Annotated in this window: 25 protein-coding genes and 1 pseudogene; 14 read left to right on the forward strand and 12 right to left on the reverse strand. The window is 69.9% G+C overall.

Annotated elements, in window-relative coordinates:
• Positions 1–1,416, reverse strand: coding sequence for an NAD(P)H-quinone dehydrogenase (locus H7J89_RS14835; RefSeq protein ID WP_264044442.1), 1,416 nt, complete (start codon positions 1,414–1,416; stop codon positions 1–3).
• 102 nt (positions 1,417–1,518) lie between these two features.
• Here H7J89_RS14835 and H7J89_RS14840 point away from each other — a divergent pair, with 102 nt between their 5' ends.
• Together H7J89_RS14840 and H7J89_RS14845 are read left to right on the forward strand one after the other, a co-directional pair.
• The gene (locus H7J89_RS14840) at positions 1,519–1,998 is read left to right on the forward strand and encodes a gamma-glutamylcyclotransferase family protein (RefSeq protein WP_067742751.1); all 480 of its coding nucleotides are present in this window, start codon (positions 1,519–1,521) and stop codon (positions 1,996–1,998) included.
• Between the two features lie 89 nt (positions 1,999–2,087).
• Positions 2,088–2,906, forward strand: a complete 819-nt coding sequence (locus H7J89_RS14845) for an alpha/beta hydrolase (RefSeq protein ID WP_264044848.1) — start codon at positions 2,088–2,090, stop codon at positions 2,904–2,906.
• Here H7J89_RS14845 and H7J89_RS14850 read toward each other — a convergent pair.
• From H7J89_RS14850 to H7J89_RS14860, 3 genes are read right to left on the reverse strand one after another with little or no spacing between them, the layout of a single operon-like run.
• A complete protein-coding gene (locus tag H7J89_RS14850; protein ID WP_264044443.1) occupies positions 2,903–4,081 on the reverse strand; it encodes an amidohydrolase in 1,179 nt (392 codons plus the stop codon). The two genes, H7J89_RS14845 and H7J89_RS14850, sit on opposite strands and share 4 nt — an antisense overlap.
• Positions 4,078–5,259: a M20 family metallopeptidase gene (locus H7J89_RS14855; RefSeq protein WP_264044444.1), complete on the reverse strand. Its 1,182-nt coding sequence runs from the start codon at positions 5,257–5,259 to the stop codon at positions 4,078–4,080. Before H7J89_RS14855 ends, H7J89_RS14850 begins: the two co-directional genes overlap by 4 nt.
• A 36-nt stretch (positions 5,260–5,295) precedes the next feature.
• On the reverse strand, positions 5,296–5,925 hold the full coding sequence (locus tag H7J89_RS14860; RefSeq protein ID WP_264044849.1) for a cutinase family protein: 630 nt from the start codon (positions 5,923–5,925) through the stop codon (positions 5,296–5,298).
• Between the two features lie 86 nt (positions 5,926–6,011).
• On the opposite strand from H7J89_RS14860, the gene H7J89_RS14865 reads away from it, so the two are divergent.
• Positions 6,012–6,818 carry a purine-nucleoside phosphorylase gene (locus H7J89_RS14865; RefSeq protein WP_264044445.1) on the forward strand — a complete coding sequence of 269 codons (807 nt, stop codon included), beginning with the start codon at positions 6,012–6,014 and terminating at the stop codon, positions 6,816–6,818.
• A gap of 1 nt (position 6,819) precedes the next feature.
• Positions 6,820–8,457: a phospho-sugar mutase gene (locus H7J89_RS14870; RefSeq protein ID WP_264044446.1), complete on the forward strand. Its 1,638-nt coding sequence runs from the start codon at positions 6,820–6,822 to the stop codon at positions 8,455–8,457.
• A gap of 1 nt (position 8,458) precedes the next feature.
• On the opposite strand, the gene upp is transcribed toward H7J89_RS14870, so the two are convergent.
• Complete coding sequence (gene upp, locus H7J89_RS14875) at positions 8,459–9,082, reverse strand: uracil phosphoribosyltransferase (RefSeq protein WP_264044447.1); 624 nt, start codon at positions 9,080–9,082, stop codon at positions 8,459–8,461.
• Positions 9,083–9,247: 165 nt separating this feature from the next.
• Between upp and H7J89_RS14880 the strand changes: the two genes are divergently transcribed.
• From H7J89_RS14880 to H7J89_RS14890, 3 genes are read left to right on the forward strand one after another with little or no spacing between them, the layout of a single operon-like run.
• On the forward strand, positions 9,248–10,078 hold the full coding sequence (locus H7J89_RS14880) for an alkaline phosphatase family protein (RefSeq protein WP_276042182.1): 831 nt from the start codon (positions 9,248–9,250) through the stop codon (positions 10,076–10,078).
• Between the two features lie 60 nt (positions 10,079–10,138).
• Positions 10,139–11,419: a protein export chaperone SatS gene (gene satS / locus H7J89_RS14885; RefSeq protein WP_264044448.1), complete on the forward strand. Its 1,281-nt coding sequence runs from the start codon at positions 10,139–10,141 to the stop codon at positions 11,417–11,419.
• A gap of 41 nt (positions 11,420–11,460) precedes the next feature.
• Positions 11,461–12,444, forward strand: a complete 984-nt coding sequence (locus tag H7J89_RS14890) for a VWA domain-containing protein (protein WP_264044449.1) — start codon at positions 11,461–11,463, stop codon at positions 12,442–12,444.
• Positions 12,445–12,448: 4 nt separating this feature from the next.
• Here H7J89_RS14890 and H7J89_RS14895 read toward each other — a convergent pair whose 3' ends face one another.
• Complete coding sequence (locus H7J89_RS14895) at positions 12,449–13,456, reverse strand: VWA domain-containing protein (protein ID WP_264044450.1); 1,008 nt, start codon at positions 13,454–13,456, stop codon at positions 12,449–12,451.
• Positions 13,457–13,504: 48 nt separating this feature from the next.
• Positions 13,505–14,533 (reverse strand): cupin, encoded by a 1,029-nt coding sequence (locus H7J89_RS14900; protein ID WP_264044451.1) that lies wholly within the window; start codon positions 14,531–14,533, stop codon positions 13,505–13,507.
• Positions 14,534–14,718: 185 nt separating this feature from the next.
• Here H7J89_RS14900 and H7J89_RS14905 point away from each other — a divergent pair, with 185 nt between their 5' ends.
• Together H7J89_RS14905 and H7J89_RS14910 are read left to right on the forward strand one after the other, a co-directional pair.
• Complete coding sequence (locus H7J89_RS14905) at positions 14,719–15,390, forward strand: GntR family transcriptional regulator (RefSeq protein ID WP_264044452.1); 672 nt, start codon at positions 14,719–14,721, stop codon at positions 15,388–15,390.
• 93 nt (positions 15,391–15,483) lie between these two features.
• Positions 15,484–15,768 (forward strand): GlsB/YeaQ/YmgE family stress response membrane protein, encoded by a 285-nt coding sequence (locus H7J89_RS14910; protein WP_066945373.1) that lies wholly within the window; start codon positions 15,484–15,486, stop codon positions 15,766–15,768.
• 42 nt (positions 15,769–15,810) lie between these two features.
• On the opposite strand, the gene H7J89_RS14915 is transcribed toward H7J89_RS14910, so the two are convergent.
• Genes H7J89_RS14915 through H7J89_RS14925 form a run of 3 tightly spaced genes read right to left on the reverse strand, consistent with a single transcriptional unit; the run spans position 15,811 to position 18,580 of the window.
• Positions 15,811–16,902 carry an adenosine deaminase gene (locus H7J89_RS14915; RefSeq protein ID WP_264044453.1) on the reverse strand — a complete coding sequence of 364 codons (1,092 nt, stop codon included), beginning with the start codon at positions 16,900–16,902 and terminating at the stop codon, positions 15,811–15,813.
• Entirely contained in the window at positions 16,899–18,185 is a 1,287-nt protein-coding gene (locus H7J89_RS14920) for a thymidine phosphorylase (protein ID WP_264044454.1), read from the reverse strand. The genes H7J89_RS14915 and H7J89_RS14920 overlap by 4 nt, the downstream gene beginning before the upstream one ends.
• Entirely contained in the window at positions 18,182–18,580 is a 399-nt protein-coding gene (locus H7J89_RS14925) for a cytidine deaminase (protein ID WP_264044455.1), read from the reverse strand. The genes H7J89_RS14920 and H7J89_RS14925 overlap by 4 nt, the downstream gene beginning before the upstream one ends.
• A gap of 240 nt (positions 18,581–18,820) precedes the next feature.
• Here H7J89_RS14925 and sdhC point away from each other — a divergent pair, with 240 nt between their 5' ends.
• The 4 genes from sdhC to H7J89_RS14945 are packed head-to-tail and all read left to right on the forward strand — an operon-like array spanning position 18,821 to position 22,178.
• Positions 18,821–19,159, forward strand: a complete 339-nt coding sequence (gene sdhC / locus H7J89_RS14930; protein WP_065444828.1) for a succinate dehydrogenase, cytochrome b556 subunit — start codon at positions 18,821–18,823, stop codon at positions 19,157–19,159.
• Positions 19,156–19,626: a succinate dehydrogenase hydrophobic membrane anchor subunit gene (locus H7J89_RS14935; protein WP_264044456.1), complete on the forward strand. Its 471-nt coding sequence runs from the start codon at positions 19,156–19,158 to the stop codon at positions 19,624–19,626. The genes sdhC and H7J89_RS14935 overlap by 4 nt, the downstream gene beginning before the upstream one ends.
• A 3-nt stretch (positions 19,627–19,629) precedes the next feature.
• Positions 19,630–21,384: a succinate dehydrogenase flavoprotein subunit gene (gene sdhA, locus H7J89_RS14940; protein WP_264044457.1), complete on the forward strand. Its 1,755-nt coding sequence runs from the start codon at positions 19,630–19,632 to the stop codon at positions 21,382–21,384.
• Complete coding sequence (locus tag H7J89_RS14945; protein ID WP_264044458.1) at positions 21,384–22,178, forward strand: succinate dehydrogenase iron-sulfur subunit; 795 nt, start codon at positions 21,384–21,386, stop codon at positions 22,176–22,178. The genes sdhA and H7J89_RS14945 overlap by 1 nt, the downstream gene beginning before the upstream one ends.
• Positions 22,179–22,191: 13 nt before the next feature.
• On the opposite strand, the gene H7J89_RS14950 is transcribed toward H7J89_RS14945, so the two are convergent.
• Positions 22,192–23,292: a GGDEF domain-containing protein gene (locus H7J89_RS14950; RefSeq protein WP_264044459.1), complete on the reverse strand. Its 1,101-nt coding sequence runs from the start codon at positions 23,290–23,292 to the stop codon at positions 22,192–22,194.
• A 97-nt stretch (positions 23,293–23,389) separates the two neighbouring features.
• Between H7J89_RS14950 and H7J89_RS14955 the strand changes: the two are divergent.
• Positions 23,390–23,989, forward strand: a pseudogene (locus tag H7J89_RS14955) (carboxymuconolactone decarboxylase family protein); the annotation flags it as partial.
• Here H7J89_RS14955 and H7J89_RS14960 read toward each other — a convergent pair.
• Complete coding sequence (locus tag H7J89_RS14960) at positions 23,961–24,863, reverse strand: sigma-70 family RNA polymerase sigma factor (RefSeq protein ID WP_264044460.1); 903 nt, start codon at positions 24,861–24,863, stop codon at positions 23,961–23,963. The pseudogene H7J89_RS14955 and the gene H7J89_RS14960 overlap by 29 nt on opposite strands.
• Positions 24,864–24,882 lie beyond the last annotated feature (19 nt).

The following is a 24,882-nucleotide window of genomic DNA, read 5'->3' on the forward strand; positions in this document are numbered from 1 at the left end:
CTAGTCGAGATCGTCGTGCGCCATCAGCCGACGAGCGGCCTCGGTGATCGAACCGGACAGCGAGGGGTAAACGGCGAGCGTCTGCGCCAGCTCGGTGACCGTGATGCGGTTTTGGACGGCCACGGCGATCGGCAGGATCAGTTCCGAGGCGATCGGGGCCACCACCACGCCGCCGATCACCACGCCGGTGGATTTCCGGCAGAACATCTTCACGAAACCCTGTCGCAGCCCGGACATCTTGGCCCGCGCGTTGGTGCGCAGCGGCAGCATGATCGTGCGGGCCGACACCGAACCGTCGTCGATCATCGTTTGCGGCACCCCGACGGCGGCGATCTCCGGCCGGGTGAACACCGTCGCGGCGACCGTCCGCAACCGGATCGGGCTGACGCCCTCGCCGAGCGCGTGATACATCGCGATGCGGCCCTGCATGGCGGCCACCGAGGCCAGCGGCAGCAGGCCGGTGCAGTCGCCGGCGGCGTAGATGCCGGGCACCGAGGTCCGCGATACCCGGTCCACGGTCAGGTAGCCGCCGCGGCCCAGCTCGATGCCGACGCGGTCCAGGCCGAGGCCGCCGGTGTTGGGGACCGACCCGATGGTCATCAGGGCGTGGCTGCCCTCGACGGTGCGCCCGTCGGCCAGGGTGACCAGCACGCCGGCGTCGGTGCGCGTCACCGACTGGGCGCGGGCGTTCTTGACCAGCTCGACGCCGCGCTCGGAGAACGCCTCTTCCAGGACCAACGCGGCGTCGGCGTCCTCGTAGGGCAGCACCCGATCCCGGCTGGCGACCACCGTCACCGGGACGCCCAGCTCGGTGTAGGCGTGCACGAACTCGGCGCCGGTGACGCCCGATCCGACCACGATGAGGTGTTCGGGCAGCGCCTCCAGGTTGTAGAGCTGCCGCCACGTCAGGATCCGCTCGCCGTCGGGCTGCGCGGACGGCAGTACCCGCGGGCTGGCCCCCGTCGCGATCAGCACGACGTCGGCCTCGTACTCGCTGGCGGTGCCGTCCGGGGCGGTCGCCTTGATGCGGTGGCAGGCCAGCCCCGGCGTGGGGTCGATCAGCTCACCGTGCCCGGCGACCACGTGCACGCCCATGCCGAGCAGCTGTTCGGTGATATCGGCCGACTGCTCGGTGGCGAGTTGTTTGACCCGGGCATGGATCTGCGGCAGCGAGATCTTGGCGTCGTCGATGTCGATGTCGAAGCCGAGCCGCGGCGCCCTGCGCAACTCGGTGCGCAGCCAGGTCGACGCGATGAACGTCTTGGACGGCACGCAGTCGTCCAGCACGGCGGCGCCGCCGATCCCGTCGGTGTCGATCACCGTGACGTGGGTGGTGTCGGGGTGTGAGGTGGCGGCCACCAGCGCGGCTTCGTAACCGGCCGGGCCTCCACCGAGGATCACGATGCGGGTCGCCACAGCCCCAACCTAGCGGGGTGACCCGCCAGCCCGCAGGTGGAGGCGCGGCCGCGAAGCGCTTCGGAGAAGACCGCTCGCGCCCGTGACGTCTAAGCTTTCCCCGTGCCGCTCTACGCCGCCTACGGGTCGAACATGGATCCTGAGCAGATGCTCAAGCGCGCACCCCATTCGCCGATGGCCGGAACGGGCTGGTTGCACGGGTGGCGCTTGACGTTCGGGGGCGAGGACATCGGCTGGGAAGGCGCGCTGGCCACCGTCGTCGAAGATCCGAATTCCAAGGTGTTCGTCGTCCTGTACGACATGACCCCGGCCGACGAGAACAACCTCGACCGGTGGGAGGGCTCCGAGTTCGGGGTGCACAAGAAGATCCGCTGCCGGGTGGAGCGCATCTCGTCGGACACCAGCACCGACCCCGTGCTGGCGTGGCTGTATGTGCTCGACGCCTGGGAGGGCGGGCTGCCGTCCGCGCGCTACCTGGGCGTGATGGCCGATGCGGCCGAAATCGCCGGAGCGCCAGCCGATTACGTGCACAACCTGCGAACTCGACCGGCCCACAACATCGGCCCGGGAACGGGCTCCTAAGGCCCGTGTCGATTCTGTCCACACCAGTCGTCGCCGACGCGCTGGCCCGCACGTTCGCGGCCATCGTGAACCCCGCCCCCAAGGCCGCCGTGCGCTTTCCGGAATTCCGGAGCCAGACCTCTGAGGTCTCCATCCCCACCCGGCACGGCGCGGCGTCGGCAACCGTCTACCACCCTCCGGCCGGCACGGCGAACCCGCCCGTCTACGTCAACGTGCACGGTGGCGGCTTCGTGGTCGGGCACCCCGAACAGGACGATCCGTGGTGCCGGTACCTCGCCGCGAACGCGGGCGTGGTGGTGGTCAACCCGGACTATGTGCTGGCGCCGCGTCACCGCTTTCCCGCAGCGCCCCATCAGGTCTACGACATCGTGTGCTGGGCGGCCGCCCCCGCCCGCGACTGGGACGGCGGCCGGCTCTGTGTCGGCGGCCAGAGCGCCGGCGGCAACCTCAGCGCCGCCGCGGCACGGCTGGCGCTGGAGAACGGCGGACCCCGCATCGCGCTGCAGGTGCTGCATTACGCGCCGCTTGACCTCGTGACGCCCACCCGCGACAAGCCGTCCAGCGCCGGCGACCGGGCGGTCATGAAACCGTGGATGGGTGAGGTGTTCGACACCGCTTACGTACCCGACCCGGCACAGCGGCGCGACCGTCTCGCCTCTCCCGCCTGGGGTGACAACGCAGACGGAATCGCGGGCATCGCACCGGCACTGGTCGTGACGGCCGAACACGATCGGCTTCGCGACGAGTCCCGCAGATACGCCGAAAAGCTCGCCGCCGCAGGGGCATTGGCGGAGTACCACGAGGTGGCCGGCGTCGACCACGGCTACAACATCATGAGCGCGGCGGCCGACCTCACCCGGCGAACGTACGCACACATCGTCGGCCACGTCGTGCATGCCACGAGCTAGGGCAGCGCGAACGCGGCCGCCTGCTCGACGATGTTGACCATCACGCGCAGCCCGATCGCCAGGGCGCGCTCGTCGAGGTCGAACGTCGGCTGGTGCAAATCCAGCTGCGGTCCCTGGCCCGGCCACACGCCCAGGCGCGCCATCGCGCCGGGAATCTCCTCGAGGTACCAGGAGAAGTCCTCGCCCCCGCCGGACTGACGGGTGTCGGCCAGCGCGTCCGGGCCGATGGCCTCGATCGCGTGGGTGAGGATGCGGGTCGAGACGTCCTCGTTGACCACCGGCGGCACGCCGCGCCGGTATTGCAGCGTGTGGTCGATCCCCAGCGGCGCCAGCAGCGCCGACACCGTCTCGCGGATGATCTCCTCGAGGCCTACCCAGGTCTGCCGGCTGGCGGTGCGGACCGTGCCGCCCAGCACCCCGCTCTGCGGAATGGCGTTGGCGGCCACCCCGGCGTTGACCGCGCCCCACACCAGGACGGTGCCGTTGCGCGGGTCGATGCGGCGCGACAACACGCCGGGCAGCCCGGTGATCAGCGTGCCGAGCCCGTAGACCAGGTCGGCGGTCAGGTGCGGACGGGACGTGTGGCCGCCCGGGGAATGCAGGGTGATCTCGATCTGGTCGGCCGCCGAAGTGATGGGTCCGTGCCGGACCGCGACCTGGCCGACCTCGAGCCGGGGGTCGCAGTGCAGGGCGAAGATCCGCGACACCCCGGTGATCGCGCCCGCGGCGATGGCGTCGATCGCGCCGCCGGGCATCAGCTCCTCGGCGGCCTGGAAGATCAGCCGCACCCCGACCGGCAGCTCCGGCACCGACGCCAGGGTCAGCGCGGTGCCGAGCAGGATCGCGGTGTGGGCGTCATGGCCGCAGGCGTGCGCGACGTTGGGCATGGTGGACGTGTAGGGCGCGCCGGTCCGCTCGGCCATGGGCAGCGCGTCCATGTCGGCCCGCAGGGCGATGCGCGGTTCGTGTTCGGGCCCCAGATCGCAGACCAGTCCCGTCCCGCCCGGTAGCACCTTGGGATTGAGCCCCGCGTCGGCCAGCCGCTCGGCGACGAACTGGGTGGTGGCGTACTCCTGGCGGCCCAGCTCGGGGTAGCGGTGGATGTGCCGGCGCCATTCGACCAGGTCGTCGTGGTGTGCGGCCAGCCAGGAGGTGGCGGCGTCGGCGAGGCTCATGCGTGCGCCCGCCGTTCCCGCGCGGCCAGCACGCGGTCACGTTCGGCCGGCGTCTGGGCCAGCTGAACCACCGTGCGGGCCAGCATGATCGCGCCCTCGACGACGGCCCGGTCGGCGCTGGGGCTCGCGGCGGCCGTGGCGAAGGCGCGCTGGTGCACCATGGCGCCGCCGGCGTCGACCCCGACGATCGGATGGATCCCCGGCAGCACATGCGTCACGTTGCCCATGTCGGTGCTGCCCATGGGCAGCGCCGCTTCGAACTCGCGGGCCACCGGCTCGCGCCCGAGCCGGCGCATCTCGTCGCGGAAGACGTCGGCCAGCCACTCGTCGGGCCTGAGTTCGTCGTAGGGGGGTGCCGGGTTGTCGATCTCGTACTCGCAACCGGTGGCCAGCGCACCCGCGGCAAAGCACGCGTACATCCTGCCCTCCAGCTGTCTCAACGAATCTGACTCGACCGCCCGCATGGCATACAGCAGCGTCGCGTGGCCGGGGATGACGTTGACCGCCTGGCCGCCGTCGGTGACGATGCCGTGCACCAGTTGGCCGGGCGCCAGCTGCTGGCGCAACAGCCCAACGGCCACCTGCGCGACGGTCACGGCGTCGGCGGCGTTGATCCCCTGATGCGGCGCGACCGCGGCGTGAGATTCCTTGCCACGGTAGTGCACGGTCGCTTCCGAAAGCGCCAGCGAACGCGCCGCCGCGATGTCGGCGGGCCCGGGGTGCAGCATCACCGCCGCCGCGACGTCGTCGAACACCCCGGCCTGCAAGAGCAGCGCCTTGCCGCCGCCCGCCTCCTCGGCGGGGGTGCCGATCAGAGCCACCCGCAGGCCCAGGTCGTCGGCCACCTCGGCCAGCGCCAGCGCGGTGCCCACCGCCGATGCGGCGATGATGTTGTGGCCGCAGGCGTGGCCGATCTCGGGCAGCGCGTCGTATTCGGCGCACACCCCGATGGTCAGCGGCCCGCTGCCGAAGTCGGCGCGAAAGGCGGTGTCCAGGCCGCCCGCGGCCGCGGTGATCTCGAAACCGCGTTCGGCGACCAGCGCCTGGGCCTTGGCGCAGCTGCGATGCTCGGCGAACGCCAGCTCGGGCTCGGCGTGGATGGCGTGGGACAGCTCAACCAGGTCGGCGCCCCGTCGCCGCACGACATCCTCGACGTTGTCCAATGCGGTGGTGGGCATTCTCGCAGTATCCCACCGCGACCGTCCCGGCCTCGGTTACACCAGTCCGGCGATGAATCCCGCCGCCTGTCCGGGGTAGGGCGGGACACCGTAATCGTGGTGGGCCTCCCGGTCCCGGCCGCCGACCACGCACACCGGATCACCGGCAACGCAGATGTCGATGGCGCGGCCGGCGAACTGGCCCGTGGTGGAAAGGGGCGTGTTGAACCGGTTGCCGGGATTGCCGAACACCGCCACCGCCGCCACCTTGTTGGCCAGGCCCGGATCCAGCGCGGGAGCCGACCCGAAGTTGCCGATGCGCTCGCCCAGCGGCGGGACCCCCGCCAGCATCGAGACCGCGGCGGCGCCCTGCGAGAAACCGCCGAGCACCAGCTTCGTCTTCGGGCATTGGTCGACCATCTCCGCGATGTGGTCGCGGGCGTCGTTGGCGCCGTCGGCGGTCTGCAGGAAGTTATAGCTGGCCGGGTAGTTCACCGCGTACGCGTCGACGCTGCGCGAGCCGAGGGCGGGCTGCAGCGCGGCGAGCAGCGCGTCTCCGGCGACCCCGAGCCCGGGCGGCTCCGCGGTGCCGCGGGCGAAGATGAGCTGAACGTCGGAGCATCCGTCGGCCCGCGCCGTCGGCACCCCCGCGATCGAAAACAGCGACACCGCAACGGCGACGGCCATGCCGATCCCCTGCCACCTACGAAGTTTCATGCGGCAGATTTTCACATATGCCGGCGCGGGCCGTCGCGGCGCTAAGCTCCCCGACTGTGAGCGACCCCGCGTCCGACCCCACCGAACTGGCGCGACTGGCGGCGCAGGCCATCGGGGAACGCACCGGCGTGCCCGAGCACGACGTCGCCATCGTGCTCGGATCGGGATGGCGCCCGGCCGTCGCCGCGCTCGGCTCCCCGACCGCCGAGCTGCCCCAGGCCGACGTGCCCGGATTCGCGCCGCCCACCGCGGTCGGGCACACCGGCGAGCTGATCTCCACGCGCATCGGCGAGCGCCGGGTGCTGGTGCTGGTCGGTCGCGTGCACGCCTACGAGGGCCACGACCTGTGCCACGTCGTACACCCGGTGCGGGCGGCCTGCGCGGCGGGGGCACGCATCGTCGTGCTCACCAACGCGGCCGGCGGCCTGCGGCCCGACCTGGCGGTGGGCCAGCCGGTGCTGATCAGCGACCACCTCAACCTGACCGCGCGTTCGCCGTTGGTCGGCCCGCAGTTCGTGGACCTGACCGACGCCTACTCGCCGCGGCTGCGGGACCTGGCCCGCCGGGTGGACCCGGGACTGGCCGAGGGCGTCTACGCCGGCCTGCCCGGGCCGCACTACGAGACGCCCGCCGAGGTGCGGATGCTGCGGGCGCTGGGCGCCGACCTGGTCGGCATGTCGACCGTGCACGAGACGATCGCGGCCCGGGCGGCGGGCGCCGAGGTGCTGGGGGTGTCGCTGGTCACCAACGCGGCCGCCGGGATCAGCGGCGAGCCGCTGAGCCACGCGGAAGTGCTCGCCGCCGGCGCCGCGTCCGCCAGCCGAATGGGCGCGCTGCTGGCCGACGTCGTAGCCCGGTTCTGAGATGACGCCCGAGGAGTGGCGGCGGTCCCCGGCCCCCGGCCACGCCGGGCTTGCGACCGCCGCGGCGCAGTGGATCGCACACGATCCCGACCCGGCGACGGCCGCCGAGCTCGCGGCGTGCGGTCCCGACGAGCTCGCCGCGCGCTTTGCCCACCCGCTCACATTCGGCACCGCCGGCCTGCGCGGTCCGGTGCGCGGCGGTCCCGACGCCATGAACGTGGCGGTGGTGTCGCGCGCCACCTGGGCGGTGGCGCGGGTGCTCGACGGGCGCGGCCTGGCCGGCTCGCCGGTGATCGTCGGGCGTGACTCCCGACACGGCTCCGCCGTTTTCGCTACCGTCGCCGCCGAAGTTCTTGCCGCCCAGGGTTTCTCGGTGCTGCTACTGCCCGGGCCGGTGCCGACGCCGGTGGTCGCGTTCGCCGTGCGCCACACCGGCGCCGCCGCGGGGATACAGATCACCGCCTCGCACAACCCGCCGACCGACAACGGCTACAAGGTCTACACGGACGGCGGCATCCAGATCGTCTCCCCCACCGACCGCGAGATCGAGGCCGCGATCGCCGCCGCTCCCCCGGCCGACGAAATCCGCCGAGTTCCGGTGCAACCCGCCGTCACCGATCTGGTCGAGCGCTACATCGCGCGGGCCGCCGCGGTGCGGCGCGGCACCGGTTCGGTGCGGGTCGCCCTGACCCCGCTGCACGGGGTGGGCGGCGCCGCGGTCGTGGAAGCGTTGCAGCGCGCCGGCTTCGGGCAGGTGCACACCGTGGGAGCGCAGTTCGCACCGGACCCCGACTTTCCCACCGTCGCCTTCCCCAATCCCGAGGAGCCTGGCGCCACGGACGCGCTGCTCACCTTGGCCGCGGAGGTCGCCGCCGACGTCGCGATCGCGCTGGACCCCGACGCCGACCGATGCGCGGTCGGTGTCCCGGCCGGTTCGGGCTGGCGCATGCTATCTGGGGACGAAACCGGTTGGCTGCTGGGCGATTACATCTTGTCGCGGGTCGCCGATCCCCGAGCTGCGGTGGTGGCCAGCACCGTGGTGTCGTCACGGATGCTGGCGGCCATCGCGCGCCGGTACGGGGCCACCCACGTCGAAACCCTCACCGGCTTCAAGTGGCTGGCGCGCGCAGACGCCGACCTGCCGGGCGGCACGCTGGTGTACGCCTACGAGGAGGCGATCGGGCACTGCGTCGACCCGGACGCCGTGCGCGACAAGGACGGCATCAGCGCCGCGGTGCTGGTGTGCGACCTGGTGGCCGCGCTCAAAGACCGGGGCCGTTCGGTTTCCGGCGCGCTCGACGAGCTCGCCCGGCGGTACGGCGTGCACGACGTCGCGGCGGTGTCGCGCCGCGTCGCCGACGCCGCCGAGGCCGCCGAGCTGATGCGGCGGCTGCGCGAGACGCCACCGGAAACGCTGGCCGGGTTCACGGCGACGGTTACCGACATCGCCGACGCGCTGATCGTCACCGGCGGCGACGACGACGCGTCGGTCAGGCTGGTCGTGCGGCCTTCCGGGACGGAGCCGAAGATGAAGTGCTACATCGAGGTTCGCTGCGCGGTGACCGGCGAGCTGGACGATGCCCGGCAGCGGGCCAGGGCGGTGCGCGACGAGCTGGTGTCCACGGCGCAGGGCTGGTGAGTTACCGCGGCCCGTATTGACGGTCGCCCGCGTCGCCGAGACCCGGCACGATGTAGGCGTTCTCGTTGAGCCCGTCGTCGACGGCCACGGTGAACAGCCGCGCCTCGGGCGCCTTCTTCTCAAGCGCGGCAACGCCTTCGGGCGCGGCTACCGCGCACAACACCGTGATGTCGGTCGCACCGCGCTCCAGCAGCAGGCCGACGGTGTACTGCAACGACCCGCCGGTGGCCAGCATCGGATCCATGACGAACACCGGCAGGCCGGCCAGCTCGTCGGGTAGCGACTCGAAATACCCAGTCGCCCGATGGGTTTCCTCGTCGCGGGCCACGCCGACGAATCCGACCCGGGCTTGCGGCAGGAGCGCGAGCGCCTGGTCCACCATGCCCAGTCCGGCCCGCAGCACCGCCACCAGCAGGGGCGGTTTGGCCAGCCGCACTCCCTGCGTCTCGGCCAGCGGCGTGCGGACCGGAAAGGTCTCTCTGGGCGCGTCCCGGGTGGCCTCGTAGATCAGCATCGCGGTCAGATCCCGCAACGCCGCCCGAAATCCCTCGTTGTCGGTGCGTTCGTCGCGCATCGTCGTCAGCCGGGCGACCGCCAGCGGGTGATCGACAACGCGCACCTCCACGGTGTTCGACCTTATATAACGATCCGGCCGCATTTCGCTAACGCCCCGCTGAAGCCGCCCGCGTCGCCACCGGCGGCGCGCCGGGTGGGCCCATATGCTCCCGTAGTGCTGAGCGGAATCGCGGGTTCAACAGGGTTGACGGGCAGGGCATTTCGAGTCCTTGGGCTGCTCGGCGCGGTGACCTTGATCGCGTTGGCGGCCAGCCCGCTGACTCCGCGGATAGGCCTGGTGGCAGCGACGATTCCGCAACCCGCGCACATCGTGATCGTGGTGGAGGAGAACCGCTCGGAAAACGGCATCATCGGCAACAAGTCGGCACCTTTCATCACCGCGCTGGCCGCGGGTGGGGCCAACATGGTTCAGTCGTTCGCCGAAACCCACCCCAGCGAGCCGAATTACCTGGCGCTGTTCGCCGGCAACACCTTCGGGGTGACCACGGACCAGTGCCCGGTCAACGGCGGCGCCGCGCCCAACCTGGGCTCCGAATTGCTGGCCGCGGGCTACACATTCGTCGGCTTCGCCGAAGGCCTGCCCGCGGTCGGCTCGCCGGCGTGCGGCGCCGGCAAGTACGCGCGCAAACACGTGCCCTGGGCCAACTTCACCAACGTGCCGCCGGCGAACTCGCTGCCGTTCTCCGCGTTCCCGATGGGCAACTACGCCAGCCTGCCCACGGTGTCGTTCGTCATACCCAACAACGACAACAACATGCACGACGGCTCCATCGCCCAGGCGGACGCCTGGCTGAACCGCCAGCTGTCGGGCTACGCCAATTGGGCGGCGGCCAACAACAGCGTGCTGATCGTGACGTTCGACGAGGACGACGGCGGGACGCGAAACCAGATCCCCACGATCTTTTACGGCGCCCACGTCCGTCCCGGCAATTACAGCGAACAGATCAACCACTACAACGTGCTGTCCACGATCGAGCAGATGTACGGTCTGCCCAAAACCGGATACGCGGCCAGCGCGCCACCGATCACCGATATCTGGGGCTAGGTCCGGGCTAGCCGCTCCCGACAGCAGGCCCCCTCCCCGGCCGTCGCTATTGTGTGCCGCATGGCTGCTGACCTCGTGCCCATCCGCCTGAGCCTCTCCGATGGTGACCGCTACACCGTGTGGGCGCCCCGCTGGCGGGACGCCGGCGACGAATGGGAGGCATTCCTGGGCAAGGACGAAGACCTGTACGTCTTCTCCTCCGTCGCCGACCTGGTCGCGTTCGTGCGTTCCGACACCGACAACGACCTGGTCGACCACCCGGCGTGGAAGGACCTGACCGCGGCGCACGCGCACAAGTTCTCACCGGCCGCCGACAAGCAGTTCGATCTGGTCGCGGTCGAGGAGCTGGTGTCGGAGAAGCCGACCGAGGAGTCGGTGACCGGGCTCGCCCGCACGCTGGCGCTCGTCTCGTCAATCGGCTCGGTGTGCGAGCTCGCGGCGGTGTCGAAGTTCTTCAACGGCAACCCCACGTTGGGCACCGTGTCGGGCGGGATCGACCACTTCAGCGGCAAGGCCGGCCTCAAACGCTGGAACGCGCTCGGCGAGATCATCGGGCGCAGCTGGGACGACGTGCTCAGCGCGATCGAGGACATCGTCACCACCCCCGAGGTGGACACCAAGCTGTCGGCCAAGGCCGCCGACGAGCTGGAAGAAGAGCCCGAGGAAGAAGAGGCAGACGAGACCGAGGCCGTCACCGAGGCCGACGAGGACGCCGACGACGAGGCCGACGAGGCCGTGGAGGCCGATGACGAGGAACCCCGCGCGGCCGCTGACACCGTGATCCTGGGCAGCGACGAGGATTTCTGGCAGCAGGTGGGCATCGATCCGATTCGGATCATGACGAGTTCGGGCACCTTCTTCACCCTGCGGTGCTACCTCGACGACCGCCCGATCTTCCTGGGCCGCAACGGCCGCATCAGCGTGTTCACCTCCGAGCGGGCGCTGGCCCGCTACCTCGCCGACGAGCACGACCACGACCTGGCCGACCTGAGCACCTACGACGACATCCGCACCGCGGCCACCGACGGTTCGCTGGAAGTCAAGGTCACCGAGGACAACATCTACGTGCTCAGCGGGCTGGCCGACGACATCGCGGACGGACCGGACGCCGTGGACCGCGACCAGCTGGACCTGGCCGTCGAACTGCTCCGCGACATCGGCGACTACTCGGAGGAGGGCACGGTCGACAAGGCGCTGGAGACGGGCCGCCCGCTGGGCAAGCTGGTGGCCTACGTGCTCGAGCCCGGCTCGGTCGGCAAGCCCTCGGCGCCGTACGCCGCGGCGGTGCGGGAGTGGGAGAACCTGGAGCAATTCGTCGACGGGCGGCTCAGGCGCGAATAGCCCCCGTTTGACGGGCCCCTGAGTCTCCTCTTTACTGGCGGGTGTCGCTTCCCGGGATCGGCCCGTTACCGCTGTACGGCTTTCAACGCCCGGGCATGCTGTTGTTCGGTTTGCTCCCGCTGGCGCTGCTCGCGGTCTACGTCCTGGTCCAGGCCCGCCGCCGGCGCCGGCTGCGCCGGTTCACCGAGGCGAGCGTGCCGCAGTCGCCGACGCGGCACATTCCGATCGCCGTCTCGCTGATCAGCCTGGCCCTGCTGACCATCGCGCTGGCCACCCCGACCCACGACATGCGCATCCCGCGCAACCGGGCCGTCATCGTGCTGGTCATCGACATGTCGCAGTCCATGCGGGCAACCGACGTCCCACCGAACCGGCTCAAGGCCGCCGAGGAGGCGGCCAGCCAGTTCGCCAGCCAGCTGACGCCCGGCATCAACCTCGGGCTGGTGGGCTTCGCGGGCACGCCGTACCTGCTGGTGCCGCCGACCCCGCAGCACCAGGCGACCATCGACGCCCTGAAGAAACTCGACTTCGCCGACAGCACGGCCACCGGCGAGGCCATTTTCACCGCCCTGCACGCGGTGAGCGCCACCGCGATCACCGGGGGCGACACCCCGCCGCCGGCGCGCATCGTGCTGCTCTCCGACGGCAAGGAGAACAAGCCGTCCAACCCCAGCGATCCGCATGACGGCGTCTACACCGCGGCGCGGCTGGCCCGTGACGAAGGGGTGCCCATCTCGACGATCTCGTTCGGCACCAAGACCGGCGAGATCGAGATGGACGGGCAACGGGTCGCCGTCCCGGTGGCGACGGACCAGATGAAGATGATCGCCAAGCTGTCCGGCGGGCAGTCGTACACCGCCAGCAACGTCGCCGAGCTCTCCAAGAGCTACAACGCGATCGAGAAGGACATCGGCTATCGCACGGTGCCGGGGCCGGGCAGCGCCGGGTGGTTGCGCCTGGGCGTCATCACCGCCCTGATCGCGACGGCGCTGGCGCTGCTGATCAACCGGCGGCTCCCGGTCTGATCGCTCAGGAGGGCAGCCGGCGGTTCAGGAACAGGCCGGCCAGGATGGCACCGGCCATCGCGACGGCGCCCAACAGCATCCACGCCAGGCTGGCGTCGCCCTTGACGGTCTCGTAGCCGATCTGGCGCTGCAGGGTCGCATAGACGTTCTTCAGCGACTCGAGACTGTCGGCGTGGAACGACTGGCCGTCGGTGATCTCGCAGATCTTCTGCAGTGTCTGGTCGTCGACGGGAACCGGGATGGTGGCGCCCTCGTACTCGACCGTGCCGTACGGCGTCCCGAAGGAGATCGTCGAGATCTGCACACCCTCGGCCTTGGCGGCCCGGGCGGCGGTGAACGCCCCCTGCGGGGCGTTGGGGTCCAGCGGCACGTTCTCGGCGCCGTCGGACTCCAGCACGATGCGCGCCGGCGGCGGGCCGTCGCCGCCACCCATCACCGAGCCGACCGTCGCGATGGCCTGCAGCGCGGTGAAGAGGCCTTCACCCGTCGCGGTCTTGGGGGCCGGCTTCAGGTTGTCGATCGCCGCCTTCACGGCCGCACGGTTGGTGGTCGGGGAGACCAGCAGCGAGGCGTTGGCCGCGAACTCCACCAGCCCCAGGTTGATGGCCGGCGTCAGCTCGTCGGCGAATTGCTTGCCGGCCTCCTTGGCGGCGGTCAGCCGGTCGGGCGGGACGTCGGTGGAGGCCATGGACTCCGACACGTCGATGACCAGCATGACGACCGCGCGGTTGAGCGGGATCCGGACGTCGGAGGTCGGCCCGGCCATCGCGGTGGTCAGCAGCACCAGCGACACGGCCAGCAGGATGGTCGGCACGTGCCGCCACCGGCTGGGGTGCGCCGGCGCGACGCGCTCGAGCACCTCCATGTTCGCGAACCGCAGCACCCGCCGGCGGCGGGCGAACTGCAGCACGACGTAGAGGCCCAGGATCAGCAGAACGAGCAGCAGGAACAGGAAGAACCACGCGTTCTGGAAGCCGGTGACCGAGACGGGGCCCAGCAGGGGCAGCTTCATGTGCAGCCACACTATGCGCGAACTGTGGACCGCGCACGGCCCGCCGGGTCAGCCGGCGACGAGGTCGCGGCGCTGCGTGAACTTGATGTCGAGGCTGCGAAGGTGGGTCTGCAGCCCGGCGTCCTGGATCGGGATCAGGTGTGCGGGCTGGTCGGTCTCGTTGTAGTGGGCGTGCCACATGCCCGGCGGGGTGGTGAAGGCGCAGCCGGCCCGCCAGTCCACCCGCATCGGGTCGACGATGTCGCCGTGCTCGTCGAGACGGGTGCCCAGCAGCGTGTAGCAGCCGCTGGCCGGCGCGTCGAGGATCAGGTCGAGGGCGACCGACTGGTGCCGGTGCGGGCGCTGCACCTGGTTCGGGGGCAGCACGCCGAACATGGCCCACAGGACATGCGTGATGGTCAGCGTCTGTTCCTGGTTGGAGTTGGCCAGCAGCACGCTGACCCGGCTCTTCTCGTTGGCACCGGGGCGCGACGCGATCTCCTCCAGCTTGGCCACCGCATCCGAACGGCGAAACTTGGTCGCCCGGAACCGCGGCTGGGTGGCTTCGGCGCCGAGGTATCGCATCAGCGGCTCGTCGTGCACCCAGTAGATGGCCGTGTCGGCGGCCGCGTAGAACACCGAGCGGGTGCCCGCGGGGAGGGTGAGGAAGTCGCCCTTCTCCCATCCGACCAGGTGGCCGTTGACCGCGGCGAAGCCGCGCCCGTAGAGCACGTAGTACAGCTGCGAGGTGGCGTTGGGGCTGGTTTCGACCTGCTCGCCCGGCCGGATGCGCACGAAGTTGGCCAGCAGCGCGGGGCTGGTCGCCGCGCCGGTCTCGATCTGCAGCTCCTTGGACAGATCCAGCGGGATCACCCCGGTGGGCCGATCGGTGTAGACATCCGGATCGAACCGGGTAACCGGAACCTGCGGGACGTGTCCCGAGCCGATGGGGTTGGCGGCCTTGGAGTATTCGAAATACTCGGCGTCGGAGGCCCAGTCCTGGAAGCGACCCTCGAAGCCGTACTCGGCCACGTTGATCATCGGCGCGGGAATCGTCGGATCCAGGTTTGGGGTCAGGGCTGTTTCGGTGACGGACATTCGCGTCTCCTTCGGGCTGCTCTCGCTACTGGGGTGCGTCTTATGTCTTTCTCGTATCTATCTTGTATCTCAGTTGCCGGTTTGTCAAATGCCGGCGGCGTGTGACGCGGTACGGCCCGGCCGGCAGGCCGCCGGGTGTACCGTCACCACACGCTGGGATACGACTTAGCTACCGGAAGGCTGCCGTGGCAACGACTGACCCGCGGCCGGGCACGGCCAAGGACCGCGCGCTGGATTACGTCAAGACGCAGGTCCTCACCGGCGCGTTCCCGGGCGGGGAGCTGATCAGCGAGGGTGACGTGGCCGCCGCGCTGGGGATGTCACGCACCCCGGTGCGCGAGGCGTTCCTGCGGCTGGAGGCCGAGGGGTTGCTGCGCCTGTACCCGCAGCGCGGCGCCCTGGTGGTGCCCGTTTCGCCCGACGAGGTCCGGTCGGTGATGGAGGCGCGACTGCTCCTGGAGCAGTTCGCCGCCACCAAACTGGTGGGCCGCGGGCCCGCCGCGTGGGCCGCGGTTTTCGAGCGGCTCTCGGGCGAGTTGCAACGGCAGCGTGCCGCCGTCGACCGCACCGACTGGGCCGAGTTTCTCGACGCCGACCGCGCCTTCCACGCGGTCACGCTGGCCGAGTCGGGGAACGCCATCTTGTCGGGTTTCTATGGGTCCCTGCGGGATCGGCAGATGAGGATGATCGGCGAATCGGCGCTTCGCGACCCCGACCGGGTGACGACGATCCTCGACGAGCACCGCGATATCGCCGAGGCGCTGCGCGACGGCGACGCCCAGCGGGCGCTGCGTGCGGTGCAGATCCACCTGGCCGGCACGGTGCGCGCCATCGGGCTCGCCGCCGACCTGAACTGACTTCCACACGAATTGTGTTAGAAGTCCGTGTTTTCGGGGAAATCCTTCTCGCAGATGGCGCCCACCCCGAGTGCCGTTACGACAGGAGCTGAAATGGTCGGATCCATCATCCTCGCCATCATCGTGGGCGCGATCGTCGGTGTGGTCGCCCGCCTGGTGATGCCGGGTAAGCAGAACGTCGGCATGATCATGACCGTCGTGATCGGCGCCGTAGGCGGTTTGATCGGCTCGGCGGTCGCCAGCCAGTTCGGATACCACAACGCCAACGGTGGCATCGCGTGGGTTCCGTTCTTCATCGGAGTCGGCGCCGCCATCGTCCTCATCGCGCTCTACGAGGCGCTGACCGGTCGTCGCACCGGCACGCGCCTCACCCGCTGAGCCGAAAGCTGCGCCGCTCGCCTGTGTTTCGGGCGAGCGGCGTCAGCCTGCGATCAGCACTGCGTAACGCGGTTTGATCACGTCGTCGATGATCGCCAGCCGCTCGTCGAACGGGAGGAATGCCGACTTCATCGCATTGATGGTGAACCGCTCGAGGTCGCTCCAGCCGTAACCGAAAGCCTCGACCAGTCGGCACATTTCGAGGCTCATCGTGGTATCGCTCATCAGCCGGTTGTCGGTGTTCACGGTCACCCGGAACCGGGTGCGGGCCAACAGGTCGAACGGATGGTCCGCGATGCTTTTCACGGCGCCGGTCTGCACGTTGGAGCTCGGGCACAGCTCCAACGGAATTCGCTTGTCCCGCAGAATCGATGCCAGCCGGCCGAGCCGAACCCGGCCGTCGTCGAGGACGTCGATATCGTCGACGATGCGCACCCCGTGGCCCAAGCGGTCGGCGCCGCAGAACGCGATCGCCTCGTGGATGGACGGCAGCCCGAACGCCTCGCCCGCGTGAATGGTGAAGCGCGCGTTGTGGTCTCGCATGTACTCGAAGGCATCCAGGTGCCGCGTCGGCGGGTTCCCGGCCTCGGCGCCGGCGATGTCAAATCCGACAACTCCCTTGTCCCGGAACCGGATTGCCAGCGCGGCGATCTCCCGGGACACCGCTGCGTGCCGCATGGCCGTTACCAGCAGCCGCACCACGATCGGCCGGCCCGCGGCGGCGCAGGCCCTCTCGCCGTCGGCGAAGCCGGCCAACACGGCGTCGACGATCTCGTCGAACGACAGCCCACGGTCGATGTGCAGCTCGGGCGCGAACCGGATCTCGGCGTAGACGACCGAGTCGGCGGCCAGGTCCTCCACGCATTCGTGGGCGACGCGATGCAGAGCGTCGGAGGTTTGCATCACCGCAACGGTGTGCGAGAACGGCTCCAGGTAGCGCTCCAGCGAGCCGCTGTGCGACTGGGTGCGAAACCAGGTGGCCAGCTCGTCGACGTCGGTGGTGGGCAGCCCGTCGTAGCCGGTCTGGCCGGCGATCTCGACCACGGTCGACGGGCGAAGCCCCCCGTCGAGGTGATCGTGCAGCAGCGCCTTGGGCGCCTTCTTGATCTGCTCGAGTCCCAGGGGGGTGGTCACTTGACGATCCGATCGATGATCAGCGGGCGCGAGACCGGTGGCGTGTCGCCGACGCTGTAGCCGCCGTCCAGTTCGGCCAGCGCCGCGGCGAAGCGCTCCGGGGTGTCGGTGTAGAGGGTGAACAGCGGCGCGCCGCCCGCGACCGGTTCGCCGGGGCGGCGGTGGATCCGGATGCCGGCGCCGGCCTGCACCCGTTCGCCCGGACGGGACCTGCCCGCACCGAGCCGCCAAGCCGCCAGCCCCACTGCCATCGCGTCGATATCGCCCATTGTGCCGCCCCGGGCGGCGGTCACGGTGTCGGAATGCGCACCGATCGGCAACGGAACCGACAAATCGCCGCCCTGGGCGGCGACGAGCCGACGGAACCGATCCATCGCGGTGCCGTCGCGCAGCGTCTCGGCGGGGTCGCGGCCGTCGACCCCGGCCAGCTCGAGCATCTCGGCGGCCAGCCGCAACGTCAGCTCGACCACGTCGGGCGGCCCGCCTCCGGCCAGCACATCCAGTGCCTCGGCGACCTCGAGGGCGTTGCCCACGGTCGCGCCCAGCGGGGCGTTCATGTCGGTCAACAGCGCGCGGGTGGGCACCCGGTGCGCCGCACCCAGCTCGACCATGGTGTGGGCCAGCTCGCGGCACCGGTCCGCGGACCCCAGCAGCGCCCCCGCACCGACCTTCACATCGAGCACCAGCGCCCCGGTCCCCTCGGCCAGCTTCTTGCTCATCACCGAGCTGGCGATCAGTGGCAGCGACTCGACGGTGGCGGTGACGTCGCGCAGGGCGTACAGCTTGGCGTCGGCCGGCGCCAGCTCCCCGGCCGCGAAGATGGCGGCGCCCACGTCGGTGAGTTGGTCGCGCACCCGCCGGTTCGACAGGGCGGCGGTGAACCCGGCGATGGACTCGAGCTTGTCCAGGGTGCCGCCGGTGTGCCCGAGCCCCCGCCCCGACGCCTGCGGCACCGCGGCGCCGCAGGCGGCCACGACGGCCACCAGGGGCAGGGTGATCTTGTCCCCCACGCCGCCCGTGGAGTGCTTGTCCACGGTGGGCCTACCCAGGTCGCGAAAGTCGAGCCGTTCGCCGGACGCCAACATCGCCGCGGTCCAGCTGGCGGTCTCGCCGCGGTCCATGCCGCGCAGGAAGATCGCCATCAGCAGCGCCGACATCTGCTCCTCGGCGACCCGGCCGTGGGTGTAGGCGTCGATGACCCATGCGATGGCGGCCTCCGAGAGCCGGCCGCCGTCGCGCTTGGTTCGGATCACCGTCGGCGCGTCGGAGTTCAAGTCGGTCAACGGGGTTCCCGCGGCAGGTCGGCGCTGAAAGCGTCGGGCAGGAGCTCGCCGAGGCTTCGCGGCCCGGCCGGATGGTCGACCAGCAGGTCGGGGCCGCCGTGCTCCAGCAGCAGCTGGCGGCATCGCCCGCACGGCATCAGCGGGGCCCCCTGCCCGTCGACGCAGGCCAGCGCGATCAGCCGGCCGCCGCCGGTCGCGTGCAGGGCGCACACCACACCGCATTCGGCACAGAGACCAAGGCCATATGAGATGTTCTCCACATTGCAACCGGTGACCACGCGCCCGTCGTCAACCAGCGCGGCCGCCCCCACCGGGAACCGGGAGTACGGCGCGTAGGCCCCTGCGGCAGCATTGGTTGCCTTGTGGCGCAACATCTTCCAATCGACATCAGGCATATCGCAACCCCGCTCAGCTCTTGCTACGTCAGACGGTCAGCCTAGCTCTGACACGCCACTTCGCTCGGCCGACTGTGCGGCGCAGGCGGTCCCCCGGCCGGGTTAGGCTGAACTGCCCCTATGTCAGAAGGCGGTGAGGACAGGGTGACCACACAGGCGACAACCGCGGATCCGGGAAAAGAATCTGCGCCCTCGCGCAAGCGGCGTCCACCCCGGACCCTGTATCGGGGCGACCCGGGCATGTGGTCGTGGGTGTTGCATCGCATCAGCGGCGCGACCATCTTCTTCTTCCTGTTCGTCCACGTGCTGGACGCCGCGATGCTGCGGGTCAGCCCGCAGACCTACAACGCGGTGATCCACGACTATCAGACCCCGGTCGTCGGCCTGATGGAGTACGGGCTGGTGGCCGCGGTGGCATTCCACGGGCTGAACGGCATCCGCGTCATCCTCATCGACTTCTGGTCCGAGGGCACCCGTTACCAGAAGCTGATGTTCTGGATCGTCGGCGTCGTCTTCCTGCTGCTCATGGTTCCGGCCGGCGTGGTGACCGGCATCCACATCGCCGAGCACCTCCGATGAGCGCCCCCGACCTGCAGCTGGGCCGGGGCCAGGTCGCCCCGGTGCACCAGCGCAGCCACGACCGGCCGGCCAGCCTGGACAACCCGCGCTCGCCGCGCCGCCGGGCCGGCATCCCCAACTTCGAGAAGTTCGCGTGGCTGTTCATGCGGTTCTCTGGAGTCGCGCTGATCATCCTGGCCGTCGGACACCTGTTCGTCATGCTGATGTGGGACAACGGCGTTTACCGCATCGACTTCAACTACGTGGCTGCGCGCTGGGCCTCGCCGTTCTGGCAATTCTGGGATCTGGCGCTGTTGTGGCTGGCGCAGCTGCACGGCGGCAACGGCCTGCGCACCATCATCGACGACTACAGCCGCAAGGACAGCACCCGCTTCTGGCTCAACAGCCTGCTGCTGCTGTCGATGGGTTTCACGTTGGTGCTCGGCACCTATGTGCTGGTGACATTCGACCCGAATATCGGAGGCTGACCGGTGATCCAGCAACACCGCTACGACGTGGTGATCGTCGGCGCCGGCGGCGCCGGCATGCGCGCGGCGGTGGAAGCCGGCCCACGCGTGCGGACCGCGGTGCTGACCAAGCTCTACCCCACCCGCAGCCACACCGGCGCCGCCCAGGGTGGGATGTGCGCGGCGCTGGCCAATGTCGAGGACGACAACTGGGAATGGCACACCTTCGACACCGTCAAGGGCGGCGACTACCTCGCCGACCAGGACGCGGTGGAGATCATGTGCAAGGAAGCCATCGACGCGGTGCTCGACCTCGAGAAGATGGGGATGCCGTTCAACCGCACCCCCGAGGGCCGCATCGACCAGCGCCGCTTCGGCGGGCACACCCGCGAACACGGCAAGGCCCCGGTGCGCCGGGCGTGTTACGCCGCCGACCGCACCGGCCACATGATCCTGCAGACCCTCTACCAGAACTGCGTTAAGCACGACGTGCAGTTCTTCAACGAGTTCTATGCGCTGGACCTGGTTTTGACGGAAACGCCGCGGGGCCCGGTGGCCACCGGCGTGGTGGCCTACGAGTTGGCCACCGGCGAGGTCCACGTCTTTCACGCCAAGGCCGTGGTCCTCGCGACCGGCGGGTCGGGCCGGATGTACAAGACCACCTCCAACGCACACACGCTCACCGGCGACGGCATCGGGATCGTGTTCCGCAAGGGACTTCCGTTGGAGGACATGGAGTTTCACCAGTTCCACCCGACCGGCCTGGCCGGGCTGGGCATCCTGATCTCCGAAGCCGTGCGCGGTGAGGGCGGCCGGCTGCTCAACGGCGAGGGCGAGCGGTTCATGGAGCGCTACGCGCCGACGATCATCGACCTGGCGCCGCGCGACATCGTCGCCCGCTCGATGGTTTTGGAGGTGCTGGAGGGCCGCGGCGCCGGCCCGCACAAGGACTACGTCTACATCGACGTCCGCCACCTCGGCGAGGACGTGCTCGAGGCCAAGCTGCCCGACATCACCGAGTTCGCCCGCACCTACCTGGGCGTGGACCCGGTGCACGAGCTGGTCCCGGTCTACCCGACGTGCCACTACGTGATGGGCGGCATCCCCACCACCGTCACCGGACAGGTGTTGCGGGACAACACTTCTACGGTGCCGGGCCTGTATGCGGCCGGCGAATGCGCGTGCGTGTCGGTGCACGGCGCCAACCGGCTGGGCACCAACTCGCTGCTGGACATCAACGTCTTCGGCCGCCGCGCCGGCATCGCGGCCGCGGATTTCGCCGACGGGCACGACTTCGTCGACATGCCGCCCAACCCGGAGGCGATGGTGGTCGGCTGGGTCGGCGACATCCTGAACGAGCACGGCAACGAACGCGTGGCCGACATCCGCGGCGCACTGCAGCAGTCGATGGACAACAACGCCGCCGTGTTCCGCACCGAGGAGACGCTGAAGCAGGCACTGACCGACATCCACGCGCTCAAGGAGCGCTATTCCCGAATCACCGTGCACGACAAGGGAAAGCGCTTCAACAGCGACCTGCTGGAGGCCATCGAGCTGGGTTTCCTGCTGGAGCTTGCCGAGGTCACGGTGGTGGGCGCGCTGAACCGCAAGGAGTCCCGGGGCGGGCATGCCCGGGAGGACTACCCGAACCGCGACGACGTCAACTACATGCGCCACACGATGGCCTACAAGCAGGGCACCGACCTGCTGAGCGACATCGCGCTGGACTTCAAACCCGTCGTGCAGACCCGCTACGAACCGAAGGAACGGAAGTACTGATGACTGCAGGCGAGTCTGCCGAACCCCGCCTCGAGCCGCCACTTCCGCCCATCCCCGAGGGGGCGGTGATGGTGACGTTGAAGATCGCGCGATTCAACCCCGACAATCCCGATTCGTTCGCGGAAACCGGTGGCTGGCAAAGCTTTCGGGTGCCGTGCCTGCCCAGCGACCGGCTGCTCAACCTGCTGATCTACATCAAGAGCTACCTGGACGGCACGCTGACCTTCCGGCGTTCCTGCGCCCACGGGGTGTGCGGCTCGGACGCCATGCGGATCAACGGCGTGAACCGGCTGGCCTGCAAGGTGCTGATGCGCGACCTGTTGCCCGAGAAGAAGGGCAAGCAACTGACCATCACGGTGGAACCGATCCGTGGCCTGCCGGTCGAGAAGGACCTGATCGTCAACATGGAGCCGTTCTTCGACGCCTACCGCGCGGTCAAGCCGTACCTGGTCACCAGCGGGAATCCGCCGACGCGGGAACGCATTCAGAGCCCCACCGACCGCGCCCGCTACGACGACACCACCAAGTGCATCCTGTGCGCGGCCTGCACCACCAGCTGCCCGGTGTTCTGGCACGAGGGCAGCTACTACGGCCCGGCGGCGATCGTCAACGCGCACCGCTTCATCTTCGACAGCCGCGACGAGGCCGCCGCCGAGCGCCTCGACATCCTCAACGAGGTGGACGGCGTGTGGCGGTGCCGCACCACGTTCAACTGCACCGAGTGCTGCCCGCGTGGCATCCAGATCACCAAGGCGATCCAGGAGGTCAAGCGCGCGCTGATGTTCACCCGCTGACCGGCCCCGGGGGTCAACAAAGTTCGTGATGACTACTTCGGTTGCCCCCCAACCGTTTAGCCTGATACATCGCGGCATCCGAGGCGGTGACCAACTCGCCCAGAAGGGCCTGCGGCTCGGCCGCGGTGTCGTCCAGGCGGGCGCAGGCGGTGCCGATGCTGGCGGTTACCCCCGCCGTCGAGGCCGCGATGGCCCGGCACATCCGCGCTGCCAGGGACTCGGCGTTGCAGCCCGCCGACGTGCCGGCCAACAGAAACTCCTCGCCGCCGCTTCGCGCCACCACCGCCTGGTTGTCCGCGGCGGCCAACAGCGCTTTCGCCACTTGGACCAGCGCGTGGTCGCCGGCGGCGTGGCCACACCTGTCGTTGAGGGCTTTGAAATTGTCGAGGTCGATGAGCATGACCACGAGGTGGGAGTCGATGCCCCGGCGCGCCAGGATCATCCCCAGCGCCTCGTGCTGGAATGCGCGCCTGTTGAGCAGGCCGGTCAGCGGGTCGCGGTCCGCGGTCAGCAGATCGCCCGACAGGGCGCGCACCAGGATCCGGATCGCCAGCGGAAGGGCGATGTTGACCTCGATCACCAGCCACAGATCCACCCCGGCCAGGCTGGGGTGGCCGGTTCCGGCCAGCGACAACGCCTCCCAGGAGCCGACGGCGGCGGCGACCGCGAAGTTGTAGAGCACGAAGCCCGTGGTGTGGAAGAACGCCATGTAGGCGCCGAAGGTGGCGAAGGCGATGCAGCCGATCAGGGCGGCCAGCGGGTTGGGGTGCGCCAGGCACGCCAGGGCGACGGCGGTGTTGCAGGTCATGGCGAAGACGACCGACTGGCGGCGGGTGGGCCAGCGCCATACCCACAACAACACCCCCGCCACACCGCCGGCGACGGCAGCCCACATCATCGCCACCGGAACCGGCCCGCGGGGCCCGTCCGAGCCGGCGAGCAGAGCGAGAAGGCACAGCACCATCGACGCGGCGATCAACGCCATCACGGCCCGGGTGGCGCCGCTCAGGCCCCGCGAAGCGAGGTAACCGGAAAGCCAGTCATACTGATCGGCCCGCCACCATGGGCTGAACAGCGCGGTCATCGTCGGCCCCCATCGCCAACCACTGGTCATCGATGCCGAGTGGCTAGCCGCATGCTACGACTCTCGGGCGGTCGACGAGGCGCAATCCGCCCGTCACACTTTCGCGGCCTGTCTCGTCTGTAGGGGTATGACACAGAAGACCCGCATCGAGCCCCTGTCCCCCCAGCGCGCCGGGCTGCTGACCCGCGCGATGTACCGGATCGCCGCGCGGCGCTACGGCCAGGTTCCCGAACCGTTCACGGTGGCCGCCCACCATCGCAAGCTGATGGTCGCCGGCGCCGTGCACGAGACGATGATCGACCGCGCGTCCAAGGTGCTGCCGGTCAGCGTGCGTGAGCTGGCGGTGTTGTGGACCGCGCGCAGCGTCGGCTGCTCCTGGTGCGTCGACTTCGGGTCGATGCTGCAGCGCCTGGACGGCCTCGACGTCGAGCGGCTCAAAGAGATCGACAATTACGCCACCTCAACGGCTTTCACCGACGACGAGCGTGCCGCGATCCGCTACGCCGACGCGATGACGACCGACCCGCACACCGTCACCGACGAGCAGGTCGCCGACCTGAGGGCCCGGTTCGGCGATGCGGGCGTGATCGAGCTGACCTATCAGATCGGCGTGGAGAACATGCGGGCCCGGATGAACACCGCGCTGGGCATCACCGAGCAGGGCTTCAACTCCGGGGACGCCTGCCGCGTGCCCTGGGCTAGCGAGACCGCAGCGGAGAGCCGGTGAACTTGTCCGGGTTGGCGATATCCCAGAGCGCGCAAACCTTTCCGTCGCGCACCGTCAGCGCGGTGATCCGCGGCAGCATCTCGCGGTAGCCGTCGGAGGCGGGGCAGCCGGCTGTGTAGACGCCCAGTTCGCCGTTGACCAGCCCCAGCTGATACGAGGTGAACATCGCCGGTCCGTAGCGCTGCGCCAGGCCCAGCATGAACCGGACAACCTTGTCCGGGCCGTGAATGGTCTGAACGGCCGTGGGCGCCTTGCCATTCGAATCGCCGGTGAAGGTGACGTCGGGATGCAGCAGCGAGACCACGGTGTCCAGGTCGCCGGCGGCCATGGCGGCCAGCAGCCGGCCGACCACCTCGTCGTGCGACGGGTCGGGCTTTGGCGGCGGTTCCGCCGTGACGGCCTTGCGGGCCCGCGACGCCAGCTGCCGGGCGCCGGCCTCGCTGGTGCCCAGCACGCCGGCCACTTCGGCAAAGGGCACCGCGAAGCCGTCGTGCAGCACGAAGGCGACCCGCTGGTCGGGCGAGAGGCGTTCGAGCACCACCATCGCCGCGAACCGGGCGTCCTCGCGGGTCACCACGGCGGCCAGCGGATCAGCGGGGTCGAGCCCGGTCACCACCGGCTCCGGCAGCCAGTTGCCGGTGTAGGTCTCGCGCCGGTGCGCGGCCGAACGCAGCTTGTCCAGGCCCAGCCGGCTCACCACCGTGGTCAGCCATGCCCGCGGGTCGGTGATGGTGGCCTCCTGCCCGTCGAAGCGCAGCCAGGCTTCCTGAACGATGTCCTCGGCGTCGGCCACCGTGCCGGTGAGCCGGTAGGCGACCGCCATCAGGTGCGGCCGCAAAGATTCGAAGAGTGAGACCTGTTCGGTCCCGGTCATATCCCGAGCCTAGCGCGGC

It is taken from the genome of Mycobacterium paraffinicum, assembly GCF_025822865.1.
In the GTDB taxonomy this organism is placed as follows: domain Bacteria; phylum Actinomycetota; class Actinomycetes; order Mycobacteriales; family Mycobacteriaceae; genus Mycobacterium; species Mycobacterium paraffinicum.

Coding starts and splice junctions, on each gene's coding strand:
- H7J89_RS14850 (WP_264044443.1), bottom strand. CDS start 4,081: ATGAGCCTCGCCGACGCCGCCACCTCCTGGCTGGCCGCACACCACGAC.
- H7J89_RS14855 (WP_264044444.1), bottom strand. CDS start 5,259: ATGCCCACCACCGCATTGGACAACGTCGAGGATGTCGTGCGGCGACGG.
- H7J89_RS14860 (WP_264044849.1), bottom strand. CDS start 5,925: ATGGCCGTCGCCGTTGCGGTGTCGCTGTTTTCGATCGCGGGGGTGCCG.
- H7J89_RS14870 (WP_264044446.1), top strand. CDS start 6,820: ATGACGCCCGAGGAGTGGCGGCGGTCCCCGGCCCCCGGCCACGCCGGG.
- satS (WP_264044448.1), top strand. CDS start 10,139: ATGGCTGCTGACCTCGTGCCCATCCGCCTGAGCCTCTCCGATGGTGAC.
- H7J89_RS14895 (WP_264044450.1), bottom strand. CDS start 13,456: ATGAAGCTGCCCCTGCTGGGCCCCGTCTCGGTCACCGGCTTCCAGAAC.
- H7J89_RS14900 (WP_264044451.1), bottom strand. CDS start 14,533: ATGTCCGTCACCGAAACAGCCCTGACCCCAAACCTGGATCCGACGATT.
- H7J89_RS14910 (WP_066945373.1), top strand. CDS start 15,484: ATGGTCGGATCCATCATCCTCGCCATCATCGTGGGCGCGATCGTCGGT.
- H7J89_RS14925 (WP_264044455.1), bottom strand. CDS start 18,580: ATGCCTGATGTCGATTGGAAGATGTTGCGCCACAAGGCAACCAATGCT.
- sdhC (WP_065444828.1), top strand. CDS start 18,821: ATGTGGTCGTGGGTGTTGCATCGCATCAGCGGCGCGACCATCTTCTTC.
- H7J89_RS14935 (WP_264044456.1), top strand. CDS start 19,156: ATGAGCGCCCCCGACCTGCAGCTGGGCCGGGGCCAGGTCGCCCCGGTG.
- H7J89_RS14945 (WP_264044458.1), top strand. CDS start 21,384: ATGACTGCAGGCGAGTCTGCCGAACCCCGCCTCGAGCCGCCACTTCCG.
- H7J89_RS14950 (WP_264044459.1), bottom strand. CDS start 23,292: ATGACCAGTGGTTGGCGATGGGGGCCGACGATGACCGCGCTGTTCAGC.
- H7J89_RS14960 (WP_264044460.1), bottom strand. CDS start 24,863: ATGACCGGGACCGAACAGGTCTCACTCTTCGAATCTTTGCGGCCGCAC.